This window comes from Streptomyces sp. TOM-9 (assembly GCF_056858595.1).
The window spans coordinates 8,807,014-8,828,067 of record NZ_JBXEQB010000001.1 but is presented as its reverse complement, the minus strand read 5'-3'; the positions used below and the strand labels follow the sequence as shown (position 1 = coordinate 8,828,067).

Below are 21,054 nucleotides of genomic sequence, written 5' to 3'. Positions count from 1 at the left end.
GCCGTTCACGGCCGGTGGGCGGCTCGGCCTCTCAGAGGCGGACGACGACCACGGCCGTGTCGTCGGTGCCGGCGCTCAGGGCGATCAGGGTGTCCGCCAGGTCCTCGGGGCCCTGCCGGCGGTGTTCGGCGAGCCGGTCGGCGAGGCGCCGCATGCCGAGGTCGATGTCCTCCCCGCGGCGTTCGATCAGCCCGTCGGTGTACAGCACGAGGGTGGAGCCGTCCGCGTAGGTGGTGGTGGCCTGGGGGCGGGGGGTGTGGTCGGAGGCGGCACCCAGCGGTGGGTCGGTCGCCCGGTCCAGGAAGCGCACGGTGCCGTCGGGGCCGGCCAGGGCCGGCGGCGGGTGGCCGGCACTGCTGTACGTGATGCGGTGGCCGGACCGGGCGACGACGGTCTGCACCGCGGTGGTCGACATGGCCCCGTCGACGGAGCGGGCGTACAGGTCGAGCCCGTCGAGCGCCTTCGCGGGGCCGTCCACGACGCGGATCGCGGCACTGAGGGCGCTGCGCAGCTGGCCCATGACCCCGGCGGCGGCCAGACCGTGGCCGACGACGTCCCCGACCGCCACGGCGTCGTCGCCGGAGGGCAGTTGGGTCACGTCGTACCAGTCACCGCAGACGCCCAGGGCGTGGACCGCGGGCCGGTAGCGGACCGCTGCCCGGTGGTGGGCCAGTGGTTGCGGGGCGGGCAGCATCGCCTCCTGCAGGGCGAGGGCGACCTCGCGTTCGCGCGCGTGGGACTGGCGCAGCCGCTCGTTGACCTGCCGCAACTCGCGGGAGCGGGCGTACAGGTCGGCCTCCATCTGCAGGCGGCGGTCGTCGACGGCGGAACCGCCGGAGCGCACGAGGTCGGTGAGCTCGGCGAGCCGGTGCACGAGCAGGACGACGCGTCCTGCGGCGTCCAGGACGGGGGCGTTGATGGGGCTCCAGTAACGCTCGGCGAACTCCCCCGGCCGGTCCAGGTCCTCGACGTCGTAGCGCATGGGGCCGGCGGCGTCCGGGGCGCCGGTCTCCACCACCCGGCGCATCGACGCCTCCATGTCGCCGCGTCCGGCACCGTGCGGGTCGTCGGGGTTGTCGGGGTAGGCGTCGAAGACGTAGCGGCCGACGAGCTGGTCCCGGCTACGGTCGAACAGCCGCCGGTAGGACGCGTTCGCGTCCACGATGACCAGCGCGAGGTCCAGCACCAGCATCGCGCTGGGTGACGCCTCGAAGACGGCCTGGTAGTCGATCTCCGGTCCACTCACCGCGCTTCCCGCACCCGTTCCCGACCGGCCGGGCATCCCCGGTCGCTCCTCCCCCAGTATGCGCTCCGGCGGGCGGGTCACGGCTCGTCGAGGAAGTCGGCCACGACGCGGTTGAACAGGGCCGGGTTCTCCAGGAACATCAGGTGGCTGCCGCCCTCGGCCGCGGAGAAGACGCGTGCCCGCGCGCCGGGGATCAGGGAGGCGACCCACTCGGCCGTGCCGGGCGGGAAGATGCTCAGGTCGCCGCCGATGACGAGGGTGGGGACGTCGATCCGCGGCAGGACGTCCCTCCAGTCGCCCCCGCAGTGGTCCAGGTGCAGCGCGGCGGCGTGCCGCGGCGGGAAAAGCCGGTTCTGCTCCACGAGCCACTCCACGTCCGCGTCCGGGAGGGACGGGCCGTGCAGCATGCCGACGATGGCGCGTGATGTGGCGGCGGCGGAGTCGGGCGTGCCGCGCAGCCCGGCGACGATGCCCTGGGACATCTCCGGGGTGAACACCGCGGAGGGCGGCGCCTCGTCCCCGGCGCCGGCGAGCGCCGAGGAGATCACGGGCGGCTGGTCGACCAGGATGAGGCGGGCGATCCGCTCGCCGCCGAAGAGGTCCCAGTGGGACCACACGACCGGGCAGCCCATGGAGTGGGCGAGCAGGGTGACGTCCCGCAGGGCCAGGGCCTCCAGGAGGTTGTGCAGGTCCATCGCCAGCCGGGCGATCCGGTAGCCGTGGGCGGGTCTCGCGGACCGGCCGTGGCCGCGGTGGTCCGGCGCGATCACGCGGCGGCGGCCGCTCAGCCCGTCGATCTGCGGGCCGAACTCGGCGGCGCTCTGCGCGAAACCCGGGACGAGGACGAGCGGCTCCCCGGCGCCCGCCTCCGTGTAGCGCAGGCGCACTCCGTCGTTGGTGACCACCTCGCCCTCGCGGCGTTCCGCGGGCGGGGGGCCGGTCGTCGCGTCGTCCATGGCACCTCGTGCGCCGCGTGGGCGGCGCCCTTCCCATGCTAGCGACAGGCACGCGAGGAGGTATGAAGGGAACCATGACCTTGCCATTCAGTGTGCTGACGCATCTGGAGTGCGCGCGGTGCGGCCGCCGCCACGACGCCGACCGGGTGCAGAACCTGTGCGCGTGCGGATCGCCGCTCCTCGCCCGCTACGACCTGGACCGGGTCCGGGACTCCCTCACACCCGCGGACCTCGCGGGCCGCCCGCAGAACCTGTGGCGCTACCACGAACTGCTGCCCGTACGCGATCCGGCACACGTCGTCACCCTCGGCGAGGGCATGACGCCCCTGGTGCCGCTGCCGCGGTACGGCGCGGCGATCGGCGTGCCGGGACTGGTGATGAAGGACGAGGGGCTGATACCCACCGGCAGCTTCAAGGCGCGGGGCGCGGCCGTCGGCGTGGCCAGGGCCCTCGAACTGGGCGCGCGCGGGATCGCCATGCCCACCAACGGCAACGCGGGGGCGGCGTGGGCGGCCTATGCCGCGCGGGCGGGCCTGGAGGCGCTCGTCGCGATGCCGGCGGACGCGCCGTCGATCCCCCGGGCCGAGTGCGCTGCCGCCGGGGCCGAGCTGTACCTGGTGAACGGGCTGATCGGCGACGCGGGCCGGCTGGTGGCGGAGAAGATCGCCGCCGAGCCCGGTGTCTGGATGGACGCGGCGACCCTGAAGGAGCCGTACCGCATCGAGGGCAAGAAGACCATGGGTCTGGAGATCGCCGAGCAGCTCGGCTGGCGCGCGCCGGACGTCATCGTCTACCCCACCGGCGGCGGCGTCGGCCTCATCGGCATCCACAAGGCCCTGGTCGAACTGCGGGCCCTGGGGTGGCTGCGGGGGCCGATGCCGCGGCTGGTGAGCGTGCAGGCCTCCGGCTGCGCCCCCATCGTGCGCGCCTTCGAGAAGGGCGAGCGCACCAGTGAGCCGTGGCAGGACGCGCGCACGGTCGCGTTCGGCATCACCGTGCCCAAGGCGCTGGGCGACTTCCTCGTCCTGGACGCGCTGTACGAGACCGACGGCCGGGCCGTCGCGGTCGACGACGAGGAGCTGCTCGCCGACCGCGACAGGTGCGCCGCCGCCGACGGTGCCCTGCTGTGCCCGGAGGGCGCGGCGACGCTGTCGGCGGTGCGGGTCCTTCGCGAGCAGGGCTGGCTGTCCGGCGACGAGGAGGTGGTGGTGCTGAACACCGGGGCGGCGGCCAAGTACCCGGAGACCTTCCGGGTCGACCCGCCGGTCCTGGAGCTCACCGACCGCATCCCGTAAGTCCTCGCCGCCGCCGGGCGTCCCCGCCCGGCGGCGTCCGGCGTGCGCCACGGCGGTCGTGACGGGGCGTCAGCCTTCCGGCGCCGGCGCGGACTTCCGCGCGGCACCCGGGGTGGTGGGCATCCAGACACGCATGGTGGAGGGTCCGCGGCTCGCCCAGGTGAGGTACGGCACCAGTGTCAGCTCCATGCGCTCACCGGCCGGGACCAGCGGGCGGTCGTGCGCGTAGGGCCACCACCCCGCGGCGTGCGCGGCGGTCAGCTCGCCCGCGACGACCACCCGGTCGTCCTCCCCGTCGCGCGGTGGGACGGAGGGGTCCACGGTGACCGCGTCGACGTCGCGGCCGTCCGGGAGGTCGGGGGACTCGACGCAGTAGACCACGGGCCCGCGCTCCAGGGCGATCGCGCCCCGTACCGCGTCGACCCGCGGGTCGGCGTGCACCCACCGGGGGGCGACGGGGAGTTCGAGGCGTACCTCGTCGCCCGGGCGCAGCGTCCCGGGGACGACGGCCATGCCGGGCGGTACGGGCCGGCGCTGTCCGTCGGGGGTCACGAGCCGGGCTCCCCCGCCCGCCCAGCCGGGCACACGCAGGGACAGGCTCCACCGCGCCGCGGGCGCCTCGTCGACCCTGACCGCGACCGCGCCGTCCGCGGGGTAGCCGGTCCGCACGCGCAGCGCGAGGCGTTCGCCGCCGGCCGTGCGGGTGGTGATCTCGGCGTCGGCGTACTGGTACAGCTGCAGCCCGTCGGCGTCCGCGGTGGCGACGTAGCCGTCGAGCGCGGCCAGCGTGCGGGCCACGTTCGGCAGGCAGCAGGAGACGGCGAACCACGGGGCGCGCAGGCCGGATTCGGGGCGCGGGCGGTCGCTGTCGTGCGGGGGGACGGTCCGGCGCACACGCTGGTGGAGGGTGTTGGCGTAGAAGAAGGAGCGGCCGTCGTCCGCGGGCGAGGTGGCGATGACGTTGTAGAGGGTGCGTTCGGCGAGGTCGGCGTAGCGGGGGTCGCCGGTCGCCAGCAGGAGGCGCCAGCTGAGCATGACCGAGGCGACGGAGGCGCAGGTCTCGGAGTAGGCGCGGTCCGGTGGCAGGACGAAGTCCTCGCCGAACCCCTCGTCGCTGTGGTGGGAGCCCATGCCCCCGGTGAGGTAGGTGCGGCGGGCGGTGGCGTGCTCCCACTGCCGGACGACGGCGGCGAGCAGTGCGTCGTCGCCGGTCTCGACGGCCACGTCGACGGCGCCGGAGGCCAGGTACAGGGCCCGTACGGCGTGCCCGCGCAGGGTGTGCGCCCGCCGTACGGGGACGTCGTCCTGGAAGTACCCCGGGCCGAACTCGCCCCCCGCCAAAGTGCCGTGGCCTCGGCGGTCGAGGAAGAGGGCGGCCTGGTCGAGGTAGCGGCGTTCGCCGGTGGCACGGTGGAGTTCGGCCAGCGCGGTCTCGATCTCGGGGTGCCCGCACAGGCCGGGGTTGGCGCCCCCGGGTCCGAAGACGTGGCAGATGTGGTCGGCGGCGCGGATCGCCGCCTTGGCCAGCGCGCCGTCGCCGCGGGTGCGCAACTGGGCCACGCCGGCCTGGATGAGGTGGCCGGCGCAGTAGAGCTCGTGGCCCCATTCGAGGTCGCTGTAGCGCGGTGGCCGGCCGGGGTGCCCGAAGGCCGTGTTCAGGTAGCCGTCGGCCTCCTGGGCGGCGACGACGGTGTCGGCGAGTTCGTCGACCGCGGCGTCGAGGGCGCTGCCGGGGGTGCGGGCCGCCTCCCACACCATGGCCTCGAGGAGCTTGTAGACCTCGGAGTCGGAGAACTCCCGTCCCCGGCGGCGTTCGCCGAGGGGGCCGCCGCTGGCGGCGACGCGGAAGTTGTCGATCCAGCCGACGCGTTCCATCCACTGCCGGCAGTGGTCGAGGGTGGCGGAGGCGTTGACCTGCTGGCGTCGGGCCCAGAAGCCGCCGGTGATGCGGACTTCACCGAGGCCGAGAGGACGTCGGCCGCCGTGGGTGGGCAGCACGGGAGCCGGGATCGGCTGTGTCATGGGGTCTCTTTCGGTCGTGGGGCCGGGGCGGGGTCAGCCTTTGAGCGCGCCGGACATGAAGCCGCGGATGTAGTGCCGCTGCAGGAGGAGGAAGAGCACGAGGCAGGGCAGGGCCAGCACGACGACCCCCGCCTCGGTCGTCCCGTAGTCGATGGCCCCCATGGACCGCTGGCGCAGGTTGGCGATGGCCAGGGGCAGCGGCGCCTTGGCGCTGTCGGAGATCAGGATCAGCGGGGCGATGAAGTCGTTCCACGCGGCGAGGAAGGCGAACAGCCCCACGGTGACCAGGCCGGGCCACACCGCGGGCAGGAGGATGCGGACCAGTGCCTTGGCCGTGCCGCAGCCGTCGACGAGCGCGGACTCCTCGAGTTCGTGCGGTACCGACTCGAAGGAGATCCGCATCATGAAGGTGGCGAACGGGAGTTGGTACACCGTCAGCACCAGGCTGAGCCCGATGAGCGAGTTCTGCAGGCCCAGGTCGCCCAGCAGCACGTACAGCGGGATCAGCAGGGTGGCGTACGGGACCATGAGGATGGCGAGGGTGAGCAGGAACAGGGCGTTCTTCCCGGGGAAGGTGAAGCGGGCGAAGGCGTACCCGCCCATGAGGGAGACGACCAGGGTGAGGGCCACCGTCAGCAGCGAGACGAGGGTGGAGTTCCACAGGTACTGCGCCAGTCCCGCGTCGTAGTGCAGGAGCGAGCGGTAGTTGCCGAGACCGTAGCCCGACTGCTGCGCGGTACCGGGCTGCCCGCTGACGGAGGCCCACGCGCTCCAGGCCAGCGGGAACAGGAAGAGCGCGGCCAGCCCTCCGACGAGGACGCGGTGGGGGGTGCGGCCGAGGCCGTGGGGTTTCATGGCGTGTCCCTGTCCGCTAGGTGTCCGTGCCGCGCAGTCCGCGGAACTGGGCGGCGTTGAGGATCAGCAGCACGGCCAGCACGACGACGGACAGCGCGGCCGCGGCCCCGAGGTCGAGCCGCTGGAACGCCTCCCGGTAGATCAGGGAGACCACCGTCATGGTGCTGTTGTCGGGTCCGCCCTTGGTGAGGATGAAGAACTGGTCGAAGGCGAGCAGTGAGCCGGTGACCGACAGCAGCAGCGTCAGCGCGAGCGAGGGCCGCAGCAGCGGCAGGGTGATGCTGCGGAAGGTCTGCCAGCGTCCGGCGCCGTCCATCCGCGCCGCCTCGTAGACGTCCTGCGGGATGCGCTGGAGCCCGACCAGCAGGATCAGCATGTAGAAGCCGGCGTACTTCCAGACGATGAGGGCGACGGTGGACCACAGGGCGGAGGTCGGGGTGCCGAGGAAGGAGACGGGCCCGTCGACGAGGCCGAGCCTCTCCAGGAGCGGGCTGATCGGGCCGACGTTGGGGCTGTACATGCCGAGGAACAGCAGCGAGGCGGAGGCCAGCCCGAGCGCGCTGGGCAGGAAGAAGACCGTGCGGAACAGTCCCGTCCCGGGACGGGACTCCTGGACCAGCAGCGCGAGCAGGAGGGCGAGTCCGAGCAGCAGGACCGTGACGAGCGCGGTGTAGGTGAGGGTGAAGCGGACGGCGGGCCACAGCAGGTCGTCGCCGGCGGCCCCGGTGAAGTTGTCCGGGGCGTTGAGGCCCTGGTTCCCGGCCAGCAGCGGCCAGTCGCTCAGGGATATCCGGCCGACCAGGACCAGCGGCACCACGAAGAAGACCACGACGAACAGGGCGGTCGGTGCCGCGTAGCCGATGCCCTGTGCCGGGCGGGTCCGCCACCAGGGGACGCGGTGGACGGGGCGGGCCTTCCCGGTCCCGGACGGGGACCGGGAAGGCGGCTCCCCGCCGGGCGCCGGGGAGCCGGAGCCGCGCGATCGCGCGAGCAGCATGTCGGTCAGTCCTTCAGGGACTCGGTGATGGCCTTGTTGTCCGCGTCGACCTTCGACGGGTCACCGAACACGGCGTCCCGCATCAGGGCCAGCCACGGCCCGTTGGGGTCGTTGAAGGTCTGGCCGAACTTCTCGGCGAAGGGCGTCGTGCCCTTGGCCACCAGGGTGTTGATCAGCACCTGGCGGGGGTCGGCCTTGGCGTACTTGTTCTCGGCCAGGTCGGTGCGGGCGACGATGTCCTTGTGGGCGGCGAGCACCTCGACCTGGGCCTCGTCGCCGAGCGACCACGCGAGGAAGTTCCAGGCCTGGCCGGCGTTCTTGCTGGTGGCCGAGATGCCGAGCGAGTCACCGCCGACGAACGTCGACTGCCCGCCGTCCGGGCCGGGGATGGCGGCGACGCCGAAGTCCAGCCCCGCCGGCATCAGGCCGAGGGTGGTGGACGGCATCGGCATCACGCCGATCGTGCCCTTGGGGAACAAGCCGGTCCAGGTGGCGCCGGTCTCCTCGGCGGCACCGGGGGCGGTGATGCCGTCCTGCGCCCAGCCGCGGTAGGTCGCGTAGACCTCCTTCGCCACGGGCGAGTCCAGGGTGGCGGCGGTGCCGTCCTCGTTCATGACCTCCTCCCCCGCGGCCCAGACCGACGGCCACCAGGTGAAGACCCCGCAGCCGCCGCAGTTGCCGCCGAAGAAGGTGCCGTTGACGTCGCCGCCCAACTTGTCGACGGCGCGGGCCTGTTCGTCCCACTCCTTCAGCGTCGTCGGCGGCTTCTCCGGGTCCAGCCCCGCCTTCTTGTACAGGGTCTTGTTGTAGAAGAGCACGGAGGAGTCGATGGTGTGGGGCACGGTGTACTTGCGGCCGTCGAGCGTGCCGGCGGCCATGTGCGCGGGCGCCAGGTCCTTGCCGTACGGCAGGGCGTCGATGCGGTCGGTGATGTCGGCGTACAGGCCGCTGGCGGTGTAGTTCGGCACGAACACCACGTCGGAGGCGAGGATGTCGGGCAGCGACTTGGAGCCGGCCGCGGCGCCCACCTTCGCCTGGTAGTCGTCGGTGGGGATGACCGTCAGCTTCACCTTGTTCTGGTGGGACTTGTTGTAGGCCCCGACCAGGGCCTGGCTCTGCTGCTGCGTGGCGGCGCGCGTCCACATCGTCAGGGTGGCGCCGTCGTCGGGGCCCATGACCCCGCCCTTGCCCTCGGTCGAACCGCTCCCGCCCGAGCCGCAGGCCGCGAGCGCGGTCGTGACGGTGAGCAGCCCCACGGCCGCGGCCAGGACCCGGTGGCGCCTTCGTCTCCGGACGTCGGTGGTGTTCATGTCTCGCTCCTTGCTCGGAGGGCCTGGCCATGTCGAGGGGGCGGCGCCGGCCGCCTAAACGCACCGAAAACGTTTTCCGTAAAGTTAGAAGCGGCACCCGTGGGCGTCAACCACCCTGCACGCATCGCGGAAAAAGACTTTCGAGTAGCCTTTCCCCCACCTGCGGGCGCCGCCCCGCGGGCCCGCGACGGGCACGAGGAGGGATGCAGCCATGGTTCAGCCGGCCGAACACACCGCGGGCCGACCCGCGACGCTCAACGACGTGGCCCGGCTGGCCGGGGTCTCCCCGGCCACGGCCTCCAAGGCGCTCAACGGCCGCAGCCAGGTGCGCGAGCAGACCCGGCAGCGCGTCATCGAGGCGGCCGAGCAACTGGCGTTCCGGCCCAACCCCGTGGCCCGCAGCCTGCAGGCCGGACCGACCCGCACCGTCGGGCTGCTCACCGGTGACCTCGAGGGACGCTTCAGCATCCCGATCCTGATGGGCGCCGAAGACGCTTTCGGCGCGGGTGAGCTCGCCGTCCTGCTGTGTGACGCGCGCGGCGACGCGATCCGCGAACGGCACCACGTCCGGGCCCTGCTGGACCGCCGTGTCGACGGGCTGATCGTGGTCGGCGCCCGTACCGACCCGCGCCCCTCACTCGGGCGCGGGCTGCCCGTGCCGGTGGTGTACGCGTACGCGCCGTCCGAGGACCCGGACGACCTGTCGATCGTCCCCGACAACGTCGACGCCGGGCGGACCGCCGCCCGCCACCTGCTGGCCTGCGGCCGCAGCCGCATCGCCCACATCTCGGGCGACCCGACCTACGCCGCGGGCCGCGACCGCGTACAGGGCGCGCTGGAGGTGCTCGCCGGGGCGGGTGTCCCGCCGGTGGGCGAGGCCCGCTTCGGCGAGTGGTCCGAGGGCTGGGGCCGCGCGGCGACCGTCATGCTCCTCGACCAGCACCCCGAGGTCGACGCCATCATGTGCGGCAACGACCAGATCGCCCGCGGCGCGATCGACATCCTCCGGGAGCGCGGACGCACGGTGCCGGACGACGTCGCGGTCATGGGCTTCGACGACTGGAAGGTCATCACCACCGCCTCCCGCCCTCCGCTCACCAGCGTCGACATGCAGCTGGAGCACCTCGGCCGGGTGGCCGCCCGCGCCCTGTCCGCGGCCATCGCGGGGCAGCGCCGCTCCGGGACCGAGCCGCAGCCCTGCCGTCTGGTGATCCGCGGCTCCACGGCGCCCCTGGCGTAGGTCCTGTCGTCCCATGCCCTCCCCCGGCCCCGACGGCCGGCTTCGGTCACAGGGGTCAGGGCTCCTCGTACGGGATGCGGTTCAGGTGCCGGATCTCGCCGAGCGTGCCCCACTCGTCGGCGCCGAGCTTGGTCAGCGGCCGCAGCAGCGGGGCGCTCGGGCGGCCGTCCGCCAGGACATCCCGGTCCGCGACGGCGTGCACCACCCGCCCGAAGACCAGCGTCGAATTGCCCATCCGCAAGGTGGTGTGCGAGCGGCACTCCAGGGCGACCGGCGAGGCCACCACCCTGGGCGGACGCACCCTCAGGCTCGGTTCGCGCTCGATGCCCGCGTGGTCGAACTCGCTGACGTGCCGCGGGAAGTCGGTGGCCGTGACGTTGACCAGCGGCATCAGGGCCTCGGAGGCGAAGTTCACCACGAACTCCCCGGTGTCCTCGACGTTGCGCAGCGAGTCCTTGCGGCCGATCGAGGTGAACTGCACGATCGGCGGATCCGTGCTCGCGATGCTGAAGAAGGAGTGCGGCGCGAGGTTCTCGTACCGGCCGTCCGGGGTGACGGTGGAGATCCACGCGATCGGCCGGGGCACGACCACGGAGGTCAGGAAGCGGTAGAAGGCGAAGCCGCCCATGGCCTCGGGATCGAAGTCGACGCGCATGGCCGCAGTATCCACGGCCGTGCCCCCCGTCCCGCCCCCGCGGCGACCGCCCGGCGTGTCGGGCTCCCAGAGGTGCCGTGGCCGCAGCGGTGAAGTGGGGCATGTGCACGCACGCGGCTGAGTACGCGTACTCAAGCGCCCCGCGCCGCCCGATCCGAGACTGTCCGCATGACACGAACTCCCGCACTCGCGATGGCGGTTCTGACCGCCCTGTCGCTTGCCGCCTGCGGCACCGAGCACACGGACGCAGCCGACGCCGTAGGGGTGCGGCCCGCCGTGGCACCGTCGGCTGCGGAGGATCCGGAGCCGGCGTTCGTGGAGATGCTGAACACGGTCGCGCGGCCCTGCGCCCTGGAGGTCCCGTCCGGGGCGGACGAGCCGGTCGCCCCGGGCGAGGAGCCGCGGACCGGTCCGGCGGAGGCACTGCCGACCGGTGACGGCGCGCCCGCGCTGCCCACCGCGGGCCAGGAGGTGGATCTCAACGCGGTGGAGTGGTGCGCGGGGCACCTCCACGTGGAGCGTGTCACCCAGGCGCTGATGGGTGTGGCGGACCCGACCCCCGACGAGGTGAGGCGGGTCCTGAACGGTCTCGGGTACATCGACGAGCGCATCCACGGCCTGAAGCGGTCCGGTGCGGCCACACGGTTCTCCATCGACCTGCGGGTCATGGGCGGCGCGCTCGGCCTGAAGGGCACGGCGGCCGGCGCGTACACCGACGTCGAGTTCGTCGCGGTCCCCGGGACCGGCCCGTTCGAGCCCGGCGCCGCGGGCCGCTGATCCCGCGGGCGCCCGGTACCGGCCCGAGGCCGACATCGGCCGGCAAGGTGCTCCTGGTCACAAACGGCCGGTTGGTGTCATAGCGGCGGTCACTGTCCGGTCGTGGTGGGTGAGGGCTCCCCCAGGGGAGCCGGAGACACCCCCCGCAAGAGGAGAACGTCCATGACCACACCCGTCGTCGCGATCGCGTACCACTCCGGATACGGCCACACGACCGTCCTCGCCGAGGCCGTGCGTGACGGTGCCGCGGAAGCCGGCGCCGTCGTCCACCTGGTCAAGGTCGACGAGATCACCGAGGAGCAGTGGGAGCTGCTCGACGCCGCGGACGCGATCGTCTTCGGTTCGCCGACCTACATGGGCACGGCTTCGGGTGCCTTCCACCAGTTCGCCGAGACGACCTCCAAGCGCTGGTTCGTCCACTCCTGGAAGGACAAGCTGGCCGCCGGCTTCAGCAACTCCGGCGCCAAGAGCGGCGACAAGCTCCACACGCTGCAGTACTTCTCCATCCTCGCGGCCCAGCACGGCATGACCTGGGTCAACCTCGGCCTGCACCCGGGCTGGAACAGCACCACCGCCTCCGAGGACGACCTCAACCGCCTCGGCATCTACCTCGGCGCGGGTGCCCAGACGCACACCGACGTCGGCGCGGACGAGGTCCACAAGGCCGACGTCGCGACCGCCGCGCACCTCGGCCGCCGGGTCGCCGAGCAGGCCCGCATCTACGCCGCGGGACGCTCGGTCGTCGGCGCCTGAGCCGGTCCCGCCCCACCACGCGGCCGGTGCGCCCCCGGGTGTGCCGGCCGTCGTGCCCCGCGGGAGACGGAGAGCCGCGTCGCGTGCGCCGCGCTGTCACATTCCGCGGGGCAGCCCGGTCAACGTTGCGTATCGCACCCCACAGCAGAGGAGATCACCATGGAAGCCCGCGTGAACTACTTCGGCCACCCGCTCGCCGGCAAGGTCATGAGGCACCTGAACTCGGCGAGCAAGGTGCTGGCGGAGTCCACGCTGCCGGTCCTCACCCAGGAGCTGGTGAAGATCCGCGCCAGCCAGATCAACGGCTGCGGCTTCTGCACCGACATGCACACCAAGGAGGCCGCCGCCGCCGGTGAGACCTCGGTGCGCCTGAACCTGATCGCCGCCTGGCGCGAGGCCACGGTCTTCACCGACGCCGAGCGCGCCGCCCTGGAGCTCGCGGAGGAGGCCACCCGTGTCGCCGACGCCGCCGGTGGCGTCTCGGACGCGGTCTGGGGGAACGCCGCCAAGCACTTCGACGAGGACCAGCTGGTCGCGCTGATCTCGCTCATCGCCGTGATCAACGCCTACAACCGGATCAACGTGATCAACCAGCAGCCTGCGGGCGGCTACCAGCTCGGCATGTTCGGCTGACCTGCGGTTCCCACCGCCGGCGCCGCACAGGCCTGGCCGTCCGTCCCCCTCCCGCTCCCGACCGCGGGGCGGGGACGGACGGCGTTTCCCGGCCGTCCCCGACGGTGCCGGCGGCGGTTCAGCGCGTACGGAGGTACTCCAGCCCCCTCTCGCGCAGCGACCGGTGCAGGCCGTCGTACGCGGGCGAGCCGTCCAGCACGGTCTTCGGCAGCTTGGCGACCACGGTGTAGTTGGTGTCGACCACGTTCCCGATGGGCGCCAGTCCGGCCTGGCTGACCAGCTGGTACGCGTCCAGCTGGTGCAGGCCGGTCAGGGAGGACGTCCAGCCGACCAGGTCGTGCTGGCTGATCCGGTAGGCGTCCTCGAGCGGCCGGACCGACCCGGTCGACATCAGGAAGCGGTCGTCCTCCAGGCGCGGCCAGGCGGGCGCGCCGCCCTTGAGCAGGTCGATCACGACCACGGTGTGCATCGCTGCCTCGACCGCGGTGCCGCACACCTCGCCCTCGCCCTGCCGGCAGTGCCCGTCGCCGATCGCCAGCTGCGCCCCGGGCACGTTGACGCCCAGGTAGAGGGTGGTGCCGGCGCGCATCTCCGGGGTGTCCATGTTCCCGCCGTGCGCGCCCGGGGTGATGCTCATGACGACCTCGCCGGCGGCGGGCGCGACCCCCACGGTGCCGTGCATCGGGTCGAGGGGCAGCTCCACCGTGTGGTCGGAGAAGCGGGCCTGGAACCGGCAGCTGTTGCGCTCGCGGTCGATCCCGTACCGCCAGACGACCTCCTCCAGCGGGTCGTGCAGCATCGCCGTGGCGTGCGTCGTGGTCAGCGCGCCGAAGTGCGGGAAGGTGGTGGACACCGCCCAGTCCCGGGCCGGCGCGATGTCGACGAAGTGGACGGCCAGGGTGTCCCCCGGCTCGGCCCCCTCGACGTGGATCGGGCCGGTGACCGGGTTGAGGTACGGGAACTCGCACACCTTGCTCGGGAGGTCCTCGGGGCCCCGGACCAGGCCGCCGAAGCAGTCCTCCGTGAAGAGCTCCACGATCGTCCCCGGCCGTACGCGCAGCAGGGGCTCGCGGCCGCCGAAGGCGTAGGCGTACTGCTCGGGCGACGGGTGGAGGCGTACCACTTCGAGGTCGCTCATGACGGTTCGGCCTCCTCGGCCAGGGTGGTCTCGGAAGGCTCGGCGGGCAGTTCCGGGCGCCGGCCCGCGATCAGCAGCCCCACCAGCAGGGCCGCACCGATCGCCAGCCAGAGGAAGCCGAGCCGCTGGGCGGTGACCTTGGCGTTGACGACGACGAAGGTGAGGATCCCGAAGCCGATCAGCGGCGCGACCAGGTGCCGCCACCAGTTGCGGCTGCCCTGCCGGACGACGTAGTGGACGACGACCGAGACGTGCAGCACCAGGAACGCGGTCATCGCCCCGAAGTTGACCAGCGAGCTGAGCAGGGTGATGCCGTCGTCGCGGGGTCATGTACAGGCCCAGCCCCAGCGAGACCACGGCCACCAGCAGCGTCGCGTTGACCGGGACGCGGCGACGGGGGTCGATCTCGGCCAGGAAACGGGGCAGTTGACGGTCGCGGGCCATCGCGAACAGCAGCCGGGACGTCGCCGCCTGCGCGACCAGCGAGTTGGCGAAGCCCCAGGCGATCGCGGTGGCCAGTGCGCTCAGGGTGCTCAGCCAGCGGCCTCCGGCGACCTGGGCCGCGTCGTAGAAGGCGGTGCCGTCCGGGTCCCCCTCCTTGATCAGCGTCGGGGCCTCGGGCACCAGCATCGCCGCGATCCAGGTCTGGACGATGAACAGCGCACCGGCGAGCAGCAGCGCCGCCATCATGGCCCGGCCGATCGCCCGGGCGGATTCGCGGTTCTCCTCCGCGAGGGTGGAGATGCCGTCGAAGCCGAGAAAGCTGAGCACGGCGATCGACACCGCCCCGAAGATCAGGGACCAGGAGAAGGTGCCGGAGTCGTAGAAGGCGTGCAGGCTGACGTTGCCCTTGCCCTGGGCGAGCGCGCTGATCCCGAAGGCCAGGAAGAGCGCGAGGACGATCAGTTCGGCCACGAGCATGATCTTGTTGATCCGGGCGGTCATCTCGATGCCGAGCCAGTTCACCACGGTGTTGAGGACGACGAACCCGATCAGCCAGATCCACACGGGCACCGAATCGACCTGCGAGTTCATCGCCACCGCGGCGATCAGGTAGAGCAGCGCCGGGACCAGGATGTAGTCCAGCAGGATCATCCAGCCGGAGAGGAAGCCGAACGGCCTGCCGATGCCCCGCCCCGCGTAGGAGTAGACCGACCCGGCCATCGGGAAGGCCCGCGACATCTGCGCGTAGGAGTGCGCGGTGAACATCATCGCCAGCATGCCGATGGCGTAGGCGAGGGCGACCATGCCGCCCGAGCCCTGGAAGACACCGCCGAAGATGCCGAACGGCGCGATCGGCACCATGAAGACCAGGCCGTAGACCACCAGGTCCCGGAAGCCGAGTGACCGCGCCAACTGCTGCGTGTAGCCGTACTTCTCGAGATCTTGCCCTTGAGGTGCGCTGTCGCTCACGTCGCCTCCCCGGCGGCCGCGGTCCCCTGACTGGCGGGGTGATCTTAGGGTCCGCGGCCGACGCAGGGGAACGCCTGTGCACGGGGTTTCTGACGGAACATGAGATGTCTCCCTGGCACCGTCACCCGGCGGGGCCGGACGACCCGATGACGACCACGCGCGCCCAGTCGGGCGGCGTGTCCGGCACGTAGTCGGGATCGTGCTCGCGCCACGAGCGGCGCCCGCCCTGGCGGGGGAACAGGCCCACGACCGTGCGGCAGGCCGGGCGCGCGTCCGGCCAGGGCGTCTGACCGTCGGTCAGCACCACGACGACGTCCGGCCGGGGCCGTGTGCGCAGCGCCCGCGCGAAGCCGCTGCGCAGGTCCGTACCGCCACCGCCCACCAGCGGGATGTCCTCGGCACGGCACAGCGGGTGGGCGATCCGGGCCGCGGCGTCGCACGGCACCACGGTGACCAGGTCGCGGCGGCCGCCCACGGCGCGGGCGATGGCGGCCACTTCGAGGAGCGCGCTGCCCAGTTCGGCGTCGCTGACTGAGCCGGACGTGTCGATGACCACGCAGACCCGGGGCGGTCTGCGCCGCAGGCCCGGCAGGACGACGCCGGGCACACCGGCCGACCGGCGCGAGGGCCGACCGTAGCTGTAGTCCTGGCCCGCGCCGGAACCGGAGGCCGCCGAGCGCACCGCCGCGCCCAGCAGTTCCCGCCACTGCTGCGGCGGGTGGAACGCCTCCTCCGCCCACCGCCGCCAGCTCTTCGGCGCATGGCCCGGGCGGCCGTTGATGGCCTGCGCCACGCGGAAGCGGACGCCGTCCCGTTCCTGCTCGCTCAGGCCGTGGGCGCCCTCCGGACCGAGGTCCCACTCGCGTTCGAGGCCGTCCGCACCGCTGCCGCAGTCCAGCCAGACGAAGTCCTGCGTGAGCGGGCCGATCCCGAACCGCCCGAGGTAGTCCTCCATGAGCTGCCCGTCGGGGAGTCCCAGGGTCCTGGGGAGGACGGCGCCCTCGGGCGTGTCCAGCCCGTCCCCGAAGGCGTCGTCGTTGACCTCGCAGTCCGCGGCGATGTTCATCCGCAGCCGCTCCGCCGGGCCCTCCAGTCCCTGCTCCCGTGCGACGCGGTCACCGCGCCCGTGGTGGTCGCGCAGCAGGTGCGACACCTCGTGCACCCACACCCCGGCCAGTTCTTCGAGCGGCGTGCGGTCCACGAACCCCGGTGAGACGTAGCACCGCCAGTGCGCGTCGACGGCCATCGTCGGTACCCGCCGGGACTCCACGACGTGCAGCGCGAACAGGGCCGTCGCCAGATAGGGGCGGACCCGGGCGGCGTACAGCCGGGCGGCGAAGAGCTTCTCGAGGTCCAGCGCCACCGGCGCCTGCGCGTTCACCGGCCGGCCTTCGCGACGAGCCCGGCCCCGGTCCGGTCGGCGGCCCGGTCGGCGCGCCGGGACAGGGACACCACTGCGGCGAGCCGCTCGATGGCCGCGGGGACGTCCCAGTCCTCGCGGCGCAGCGAGGCGAGCGTGGTGGCCGGGACGACGACCAGATCCGGGGCCCCGGTCTCCAGGGCCCGGACCAGCAGGGCCCACGCCGCGTCCCAGCGCGCCTTCTCCGGCCGGTTGCGGACGGCGTCCACCACACCGTCCAGGACGGCCTGGCGCAGGTCCCCGCGCTCGGGCAGGACGGCGCCGGCCGGGTCGGCGAGCAGTTCCTCGGGGTCGGGGAGGTCCATGCGGTCCATGCTCGCCAGCAGTTCCAGCCCCGGACCGTCCCCGACGGCACCCCTGACGAGCAGGGAGAGCACGTCCCGGGAGGCGTCGGCCGCGGTCGCGAAGGCGATCAGGCACAGCGTCATCTCCCAGCTCCGGGGGGACGGCCAGGCGCCGCCGCGGCGGGTCTCGTTGGTGGGGAGGCGGTGGACGAGGCCGGGGCGGGCGGCGAGGAGCCCGCACACCGCTCGGCGGGCGAAGTCCACGGCACCGGGCAGCTTTCCCGGGTCGAGCCGTGGCAGCGTCGCCCGGGGCCAGGTGCCGCCGAGGCCGCGGACCACCACGTCGTGGTCGTGGGTCCACTGGAGGTGGACGAAGCGGTTGGCCAGCGGCGCGCTCAGTTCCCAGCCGTCGGCCGCCGAGGAGCGGGGGTTCGCGGCGGCCACGATCCGGACCCCTGGCGGCAGCCGCAGGGCGCCGATCCGCCGTTCGAGCACGAGACGGAGCAGGGCCGCCTGCACGGCGGGCGGCGCGGTGGACAGCTCGTCGAGGAAGAGCAGGCCCCGGCCGGCCCGGACCAGGCGGACCGCCCAGTCCGGCGGGGCCATCGGGACGCCCTGTTCGGCGGGGTCGTCCCCGACGACGGGCAGCCCGGAGAAGTCGGACGGCTCGTGGACGCTGGCGATCACCGTGGTCAGCGGGAGGTCGAGGGCGGCGGCGAGCTGGGTGAGCGCCGCGGTCTTGCCGATCCCGGGCTCGCCCCACAGGAGCACGGGCAGGTCGGCGGCGACGGCCAGGGTGAGGGCCTCCAGCTGGGTGTCGGGGCGCGGTTCGGTGGTGGTGTCGCGCAGCAGGGTCAAAAGGGCGTCGGCAACGTCGAGTTGGGGGGCGGAGGCCGGGTCGGCGGGCAGGGTGGACAGGGCGGGCGTGGGCATGGGTGATCACCTCGGGGGTTCGTGGAGCCGAAAGCCGGAAAGGGGTACGGGGGCGTGCGCGGGGACGCCGCGCACGCCCCGGGGTCAGCGGGAGGTGCGCTGCCGCGGGTGCGGCCGGCCGGGGCGGGAACGGGTGCGGGGTGCCGGGAAGCGGTCGCGCGGCGGTACCCGCCCGGGGGCGGGCCCGGCGAGACCTGCCCGGAACAGGCCGTAGGCGATGCGCCGTTGGGCGGCCGCCTCCAGTTCGTCCCGCAGCGGTCCGTCGCGGAGCACCGCGCCGGGACCGAGCAGGCCCTCGACGACGGCCAGCGCGCCGGCGGTGTCGCCGTGGTCGAGGCGTGCCCTTACGTCGGCGAGGGATTCCGGACGCCGGTGCGCCCGGTCGATCGCCTGCAGGCAGGGCAGCGGGGTACCGGTCAGCGCGACCAGCAGTTCCTCGCGGCGGATCTCGTCCGGGTCGTGGTCCAGCGCGGTCAGGACGCCGTCGACCAGGCCGATCCGGTGCGGTGCGCCCCGGCACTCCACGACGCGCGGTCGTCCCGGCCGCCCCCGCGGCAGGGACGGACCGGACGGCGTGTGCTCCGGTACGAGCGCGGCGGCGACCAGCGGGTGCAGCCCGTCGGCGCCGATCAGGCCGGCGTCGAGCAGTTCGAGGTCCGGCGGCACCCAGGTCGCCGCGTCCGGCAGCACCGGCAGCGCCCGGGCGCCGCCGCCGTCCGCTGGCGCCGCCGTGATCCGCGCGGTGGGCGCCCCCGTGCCGTGACCGTCGCCGGTCACGTCCACCAGCAACCGGTGGCGGGAGCCCAGGCGCACGATGACGGCACCGCTGGTGCGGCCTTCGGCACGCAGCACCCGCCGCGCCTCGTCCGCCCACCGGTCGACCGCACAGCGCTGGTGCGGCGGCAGTGGCCCGGGCGGCTCCGGGTCCGGGAGGGGAGGCAGGTCGGCGGACCCGCGGCCGGTTCCGGCGCGCAGCGGCAGTTCACGGGTTCTGCGCGCGTCCCACAGGTGGCGGTGCAGGTCGAGACGGAACCGCCGGTGGGGACGGGCGTGCGGATGGTGGAGGGCACCCGCGTCGGGGTGGTCCGGGTCCCACAGGGCGAGGCTGATCCGCTGCCCGCCGTCCGCCCACGCCGGCGGGGTCCGGACGACCAGGTGCACCTGGTCGCCGTCCTCCGGCCCCGCGGCCCCGTACCGGGCCAGGGCGATGGTCAGGCCCGGACGCAGCAGACCGTCGGGTGCGACCCTGGGCATGTGCCAGCGCAGCAGGTCGGGGACCAGATGCCGGAGGTCGGCCCGGACCCGGGCCGCGCGTTCCCGGCCGTGGGTACGGGCCAGGGAACGCAGGTTGAGGTCGACGTCGATGCCGGCGGCGGCACAGGCCCCGGCCCAGTCACCGCCTCGGCGGCGGGCGGTCGCGGTCTCGACCATGGAGGGCGGCACGGCGAACTCGCGCACGCGCAGCCAGAAGGAGAGGCGGGAATCCTCGTTCGCGGTCTGAGTGAGCATCAGCACTCACCTTGCGCGGACGGGTCCCCCAATCTGGAAGGAGAGTCAGTTGTCATCGCGGGGAGCATAGCGTTTCCCGTCACGATCTGTCAGGCCCTCACCCGGCCCCGGCTTCCCGGCACCGGGCGCCGCCAGGCTCCGCGGGGGGCCGGGTCACGTCACGGAGCGGATGGTGCCGCCGTCCACGCGGATCGTGGCGCCGCTGACGTAGTCCGCGTAGGGGCTCGCCAGGTAGGCGACGGCGCCCGCGATCTCCTCGGGGCGGCCGAAGCGGCCGATGTCGTTGGGCACGAAGTCCCGTGCGGCGTTGCGCTCGATCTCCTGCCACGACCGGCCCCAGCCGCGCTCCGGCGCGAGTCCGGTGATCAGGTCCTGCACCGCGTCGACGAGGATCGCCCCGGGGGAGACCACGTTGGAGGTCACCCCGGTGTCCTTCAGCTCCCGCGCCAGGGAGACGGCCAGGTTGTGCCGCGCGGCGAGCGTCGCGTTGTAGTGGGGCTGCATCGCGATCGGCTGCGAGGCGAGCCCGCCGCCGATCTGGATCACCCGGCCCCAGCCGCGCTCGCGCATCCCGGGCACCAGCCGCTGGATCATGCGGACGCCCGAGACCACGTTGACCTCGTACGTCCGCAGCCACTCCTCCGCGGTGGCCTCGGCCCAGCCGATGTGGTCGTACGCACCGGCGTTGTTGACCAGGACGTCGACCTCGCCGGCGACCCGGGCCACGGCGTCGGCGCCCTCGTCCGTGGCGAGGTCGCCGATCGCCACGGCGACCGCACCGGCCTTCTCCGCCACCTCGCGCGTGCGCGCCTCGTCCCGTCCGTGCACCACGACGTCGGCGCCCTCCGCGGCGAGCAGCTCGGCGATCGCCGCGCCGAGGCCGGAGCTGGAACCGGTCACGAGGGCCCGGCGGCCGGTCAGGTGGAGATCCATCGCAGTGTCCTTCCGATCATGTATACACTCGTAGACATGACTCCAGTCTACACTCGTCAACATGACGACTCCGCGACGCCGCGACGCGGCCGCCACCAAGGAGGCCATCCTGCGTGCGGGCATCGAGGCCTTCACCCGGCACGGCTACGACGGCGTCGGGGTGCGGGAGATCGCCAAGGCCGCCGGGGTCACCGCGATGCTCGTGGGCCGCTACTTCGGCTCCAAGGAAGGGCTCTTCGCCGAGGTGGTGGAAGCTTCCATGACCGAGCGCACGGTCCTCACCAGCGACCCGGCCACCCTCGCCCGTGACGTGGCAGCCGCACTCGTCCGCCGGACCGCGCCGGAGGCCGACAGCCTCGACCCGTTCCTCCTCATGCTGCGCTCGGCGCCCAACCCCCGCGCCGCGGAGATCCTGCGGGCCGGCATCGAGAACCACGTCGAGGCCCATCTGCTGGACGTCGCACCGCAGTTGCGGGGGACCGACCGCGCCGCCATGGCCCTCTCGGTCGTCGCGGGCTTCTGGCTGATGCGCACGATCATCGGCAGCACCGCGCTCAACGACACCGACGAGCCGGCCCTGGCCCAGAGGCTGGAACGGGTGTTCGACCTGCTCCTCGACGGCTGACCGCCCTCCCCTTTTGCCCGGTCTTTGCGGCCCCGCGGAAACAGAATCGCGGGGCCCGGG

At 73.4% G+C, this 21,054-nt stretch carries 18 protein-coding genes and 1 pseudogene; 6 read left to right on the top strand and 13 right to left on the bottom strand.

The genetic code is table 11. The features are described from left to right. Positions 1-31 precede the first annotated feature (31 nt). The gene (locus AC1VWI_RS40620) at positions 32-1,246 is read right to left on the bottom strand and encodes a PP2C family protein-serine/threonine phosphatase (protein ID WP_499516068.1); all 1,215 of its coding nucleotides are present in this window, start codon (positions 1,244-1,246) and stop codon (positions 32-34) included. Between the two features lie 77 nt (positions 1,247-1,323). Continuing rightward, complete coding sequence (locus AC1VWI_RS40615) at positions 1,324-2,202, bottom strand: alpha/beta fold hydrolase (RefSeq protein ID WP_499516067.1); 879 nt, start codon at positions 2,200-2,202, stop codon at positions 1,324-1,326. A gap of 74 nt (positions 2,203-2,276) precedes the next feature. Here AC1VWI_RS40615 and AC1VWI_RS40610 point away from each other — a divergent pair, with 74 nt between their 5' ends. Then, the gene (locus AC1VWI_RS40610) at positions 2,277-3,497 is read left to right on the top strand and encodes a threonine synthase (protein WP_499516066.1); all 1,221 of its coding nucleotides are present in this window, start codon (positions 2,277-2,279) and stop codon (positions 3,495-3,497) included. A gap of 69 nt (positions 3,498-3,566) precedes the next feature. Here AC1VWI_RS40610 and AC1VWI_RS40605 read toward each other — a convergent pair whose 3' ends face one another. Genes AC1VWI_RS40605 through AC1VWI_RS40590 form a run of 4 tightly spaced genes read right to left on the bottom strand, consistent with a single transcriptional unit; the run spans position 3,567 to position 8,681 of the window. Then, on the bottom strand, positions 3,567-5,519 hold the full coding sequence (locus AC1VWI_RS40605) for a glycoside hydrolase family 127 protein (RefSeq protein ID WP_499516065.1): 1,953 nt from the start codon (positions 5,517-5,519) through the stop codon (positions 3,567-3,569). A 33-nt stretch (positions 5,520-5,552) separates the two neighbouring features. Next, positions 5,553-6,374 (bottom strand): carbohydrate ABC transporter permease, encoded by an 822-nt coding sequence (locus AC1VWI_RS40600; RefSeq protein ID WP_499516064.1) that lies wholly within the window; start codon positions 6,372-6,374, stop codon positions 5,553-5,555. Positions 6,375-6,390: 16 nt separating this feature from the next. Beyond that, positions 6,391-7,371 carry a carbohydrate ABC transporter permease gene (locus AC1VWI_RS40595; protein ID WP_499516063.1) on the bottom strand — a complete coding sequence of 327 codons (981 nt, stop codon included), beginning with the start codon at positions 7,369-7,371 and terminating at the stop codon, positions 6,391-6,393. Between the two features lie 5 nt (positions 7,372-7,376). Next, complete coding sequence (locus tag AC1VWI_RS40590) at positions 7,377-8,681, bottom strand: ABC transporter substrate-binding protein (protein WP_499516062.1); 1,305 nt, start codon at positions 8,679-8,681, stop codon at positions 7,377-7,379. A gap of 211 nt (positions 8,682-8,892) precedes the next feature. Between AC1VWI_RS40590 and AC1VWI_RS40585 the strand changes: the two genes are divergently transcribed. Then, positions 8,893-9,921, top strand: a complete 1,029-nt coding sequence (locus tag AC1VWI_RS40585; protein WP_499516061.1) for a LacI family DNA-binding transcriptional regulator — start codon at positions 8,893-8,895, stop codon at positions 9,919-9,921. 55 nt (positions 9,922-9,976) lie between these two features. Here the strand turns inward: AC1VWI_RS40585 and AC1VWI_RS40580 are convergent, their stop codons facing one another. Next, complete coding sequence (locus AC1VWI_RS40580; protein WP_499516060.1) at positions 9,977-10,576, bottom strand: flavin reductase family protein; 600 nt, start codon at positions 10,574-10,576, stop codon at positions 9,977-9,979. 168 nt (positions 10,577-10,744) lie between these two features. On the opposite strand from AC1VWI_RS40580, the gene AC1VWI_RS40575 reads away from it, so the two are divergent. From AC1VWI_RS40575 to AC1VWI_RS40565, 3 genes are all read left to right on the top strand, one after another. Beyond that, positions 10,745-11,353, top strand: a complete 609-nt coding sequence (locus AC1VWI_RS40575; protein WP_499516059.1) for a hypothetical protein — start codon at positions 10,745-10,747, stop codon at positions 11,351-11,353. 162 nt (positions 11,354-11,515) lie between these two features. Then, positions 11,516-12,106, top strand: coding sequence for a flavodoxin family protein (locus AC1VWI_RS40570; protein WP_499516058.1), 591 nt, complete (start codon positions 11,516-11,518; stop codon positions 12,104-12,106). Between the two features lie 159 nt (positions 12,107-12,265). Beyond that, a complete protein-coding gene (locus tag AC1VWI_RS40565) occupies positions 12,266-12,739 on the top strand; it encodes a carboxymuconolactone decarboxylase family protein (protein WP_499516057.1) in 474 nt (157 codons plus the stop codon). Between the two features lie 118 nt (positions 12,740-12,857). Here the strand turns inward: AC1VWI_RS40565 and AC1VWI_RS40560 are convergent, their stop codons facing one another. The 6 genes and pseudogenes from AC1VWI_RS40560 to AC1VWI_RS40535 all read right to left on the bottom strand — a co-directional run bounded on the left by AC1VWI_RS40560 (position 12,858) and on the right by AC1VWI_RS40535 (position 20,369). After that, positions 12,858-13,877: an acetamidase/formamidase family protein gene (locus tag AC1VWI_RS40560; protein WP_499517030.1), complete on the bottom strand. Its 1,020-nt coding sequence runs from the start codon at positions 13,875-13,877 to the stop codon at positions 12,858-12,860. Between the two features lie 393 nt (positions 13,878-14,270). Further along, positions 14,271-15,182: pseudogene (locus tag AC1VWI_RS40555) on the bottom strand (APC family permease); the annotation flags it as partial. Positions 15,183-15,411: 229 nt separating this feature from the next. Further along, a complete protein-coding gene (locus AC1VWI_RS40550; protein WP_499516056.1) occupies positions 15,412-16,671 on the bottom strand; it encodes a vWA domain-containing protein in 1,260 nt (419 codons plus the stop codon). After that, complete coding sequence (locus AC1VWI_RS40545) at positions 16,668-17,927, bottom strand: AAA family ATPase (protein WP_499516055.1); 1,260 nt, start codon at positions 17,925-17,927, stop codon at positions 16,668-16,670. The genes AC1VWI_RS40550 and AC1VWI_RS40545 overlap by 4 nt, the downstream gene beginning before the upstream one ends. A gap of 84 nt (positions 17,928-18,011) precedes the next feature. Next, on the bottom strand, positions 18,012-19,436 hold the full coding sequence (locus tag AC1VWI_RS40540) for a hypothetical protein (RefSeq protein ID WP_499516054.1): 1,425 nt from the start codon (positions 19,434-19,436) through the stop codon (positions 18,012-18,014). Positions 19,437-19,589: 153 nt separating this feature from the next. After that, the gene (locus tag AC1VWI_RS40535) at positions 19,590-20,369 is read right to left on the bottom strand and encodes an SDR family NAD(P)-dependent oxidoreductase (RefSeq protein WP_499516053.1); all 780 of its coding nucleotides are present in this window, start codon (positions 20,367-20,369) and stop codon (positions 19,590-19,592) included. Between the two features lie 61 nt (positions 20,370-20,430). Here AC1VWI_RS40535 and AC1VWI_RS40530 point away from each other — a divergent pair, with 61 nt between their 5' ends. Next, positions 20,431-20,994, top strand: coding sequence for a TetR/AcrR family transcriptional regulator (locus AC1VWI_RS40530; protein ID WP_499516052.1), 564 nt, complete (start codon positions 20,431-20,433; stop codon positions 20,992-20,994). The last annotated feature ends 60 nt before the right edge of the window (positions 20,995-21,054 follow it).

Bases quoted from the DNA above. Each gene is read 5' to 3' on its own strand.
- AC1VWI_RS40610 (WP_499516066.1), top strand. From the start codon at position 2,277: ATGACCTTGCCATTCAGTGTGCTGACGCATCTGGAGTGCGCGCGGTGC.
- AC1VWI_RS40535 (WP_499516053.1), bottom strand. From the start codon at position 20,369: ATGGATCTCCACCTGACCGGCCGCCGGGCCCTCGTGACCGGTTCCAGC.
- AC1VWI_RS40580 (WP_499516060.1), bottom strand. From the start codon at position 10,576: ATGCGCGTCGACTTCGATCCCGAGGCCATGGGCGGCTTCGCCTTCTAC.
- AC1VWI_RS40530 (WP_499516052.1), top strand. From the start codon at position 20,431: ATGACGACTCCGCGACGCCGCGACGCGGCCGCCACCAAGGAGGCCATC.
- AC1VWI_RS40540 (WP_499516054.1), bottom strand. From the start codon at position 19,436: ATGCTCACTCAGACCGCGAACGAGGATTCCCGCCTCTCCTTCTGGCTG.
- AC1VWI_RS40585 (WP_499516061.1), top strand. From the start codon at position 8,893: ATGGTTCAGCCGGCCGAACACACCGCGGGCCGACCCGCGACGCTCAAC.
- AC1VWI_RS40600 (WP_499516064.1), bottom strand. From the start codon at position 6,374: ATGAAACCCCACGGCCTCGGCCGCACCCCCCACCGCGTCCTCGTCGGA.
- AC1VWI_RS40565 (WP_499516057.1), top strand. From the start codon at position 12,266: ATGGAAGCCCGCGTGAACTACTTCGGCCACCCGCTCGCCGGCAAGGTC.
- AC1VWI_RS40615 (WP_499516067.1), bottom strand. From the start codon at position 2,202: ATGGACGACGCGACGACCGGCCCCCCGCCCGCGGAACGCCGCGAGGGC.
- AC1VWI_RS40560 (WP_499517030.1), bottom strand. From the start codon at position 13,877: ATGAGCGACCTCGAAGTGGTACGCCTCCACCCGTCGCCCGAGCAGTAC.
- AC1VWI_RS40570 (WP_499516058.1), top strand. From the start codon at position 11,516: ATGACCACACCCGTCGTCGCGATCGCGTACCACTCCGGATACGGCCAC.
- AC1VWI_RS40605 (WP_499516065.1), bottom strand. From the start codon at position 5,519: ATGACACAGCCGATCCCGGCTCCCGTGCTGCCCACCCACGGCGGCCGA.
- AC1VWI_RS40545 (WP_499516055.1), bottom strand. From the start codon at position 17,927: ATGCCCACGCCCGCCCTGTCCACCCTGCCCGCCGACCCGGCCTCCGCC.
- AC1VWI_RS40590 (WP_499516062.1), bottom strand. From the start codon at position 8,681: ATGAACACCACCGACGTCCGGAGACGAAGGCGCCACCGGGTCCTGGCC.
- AC1VWI_RS40595 (WP_499516063.1), bottom strand. From the start codon at position 7,371: ATGCTGCTCGCGCGATCGCGCGGCTCCGGCTCCCCGGCGCCCGGCGGG.
- AC1VWI_RS40575 (WP_499516059.1), top strand. From the start codon at position 10,745: ATGACACGAACTCCCGCACTCGCGATGGCGGTTCTGACCGCCCTGTCG.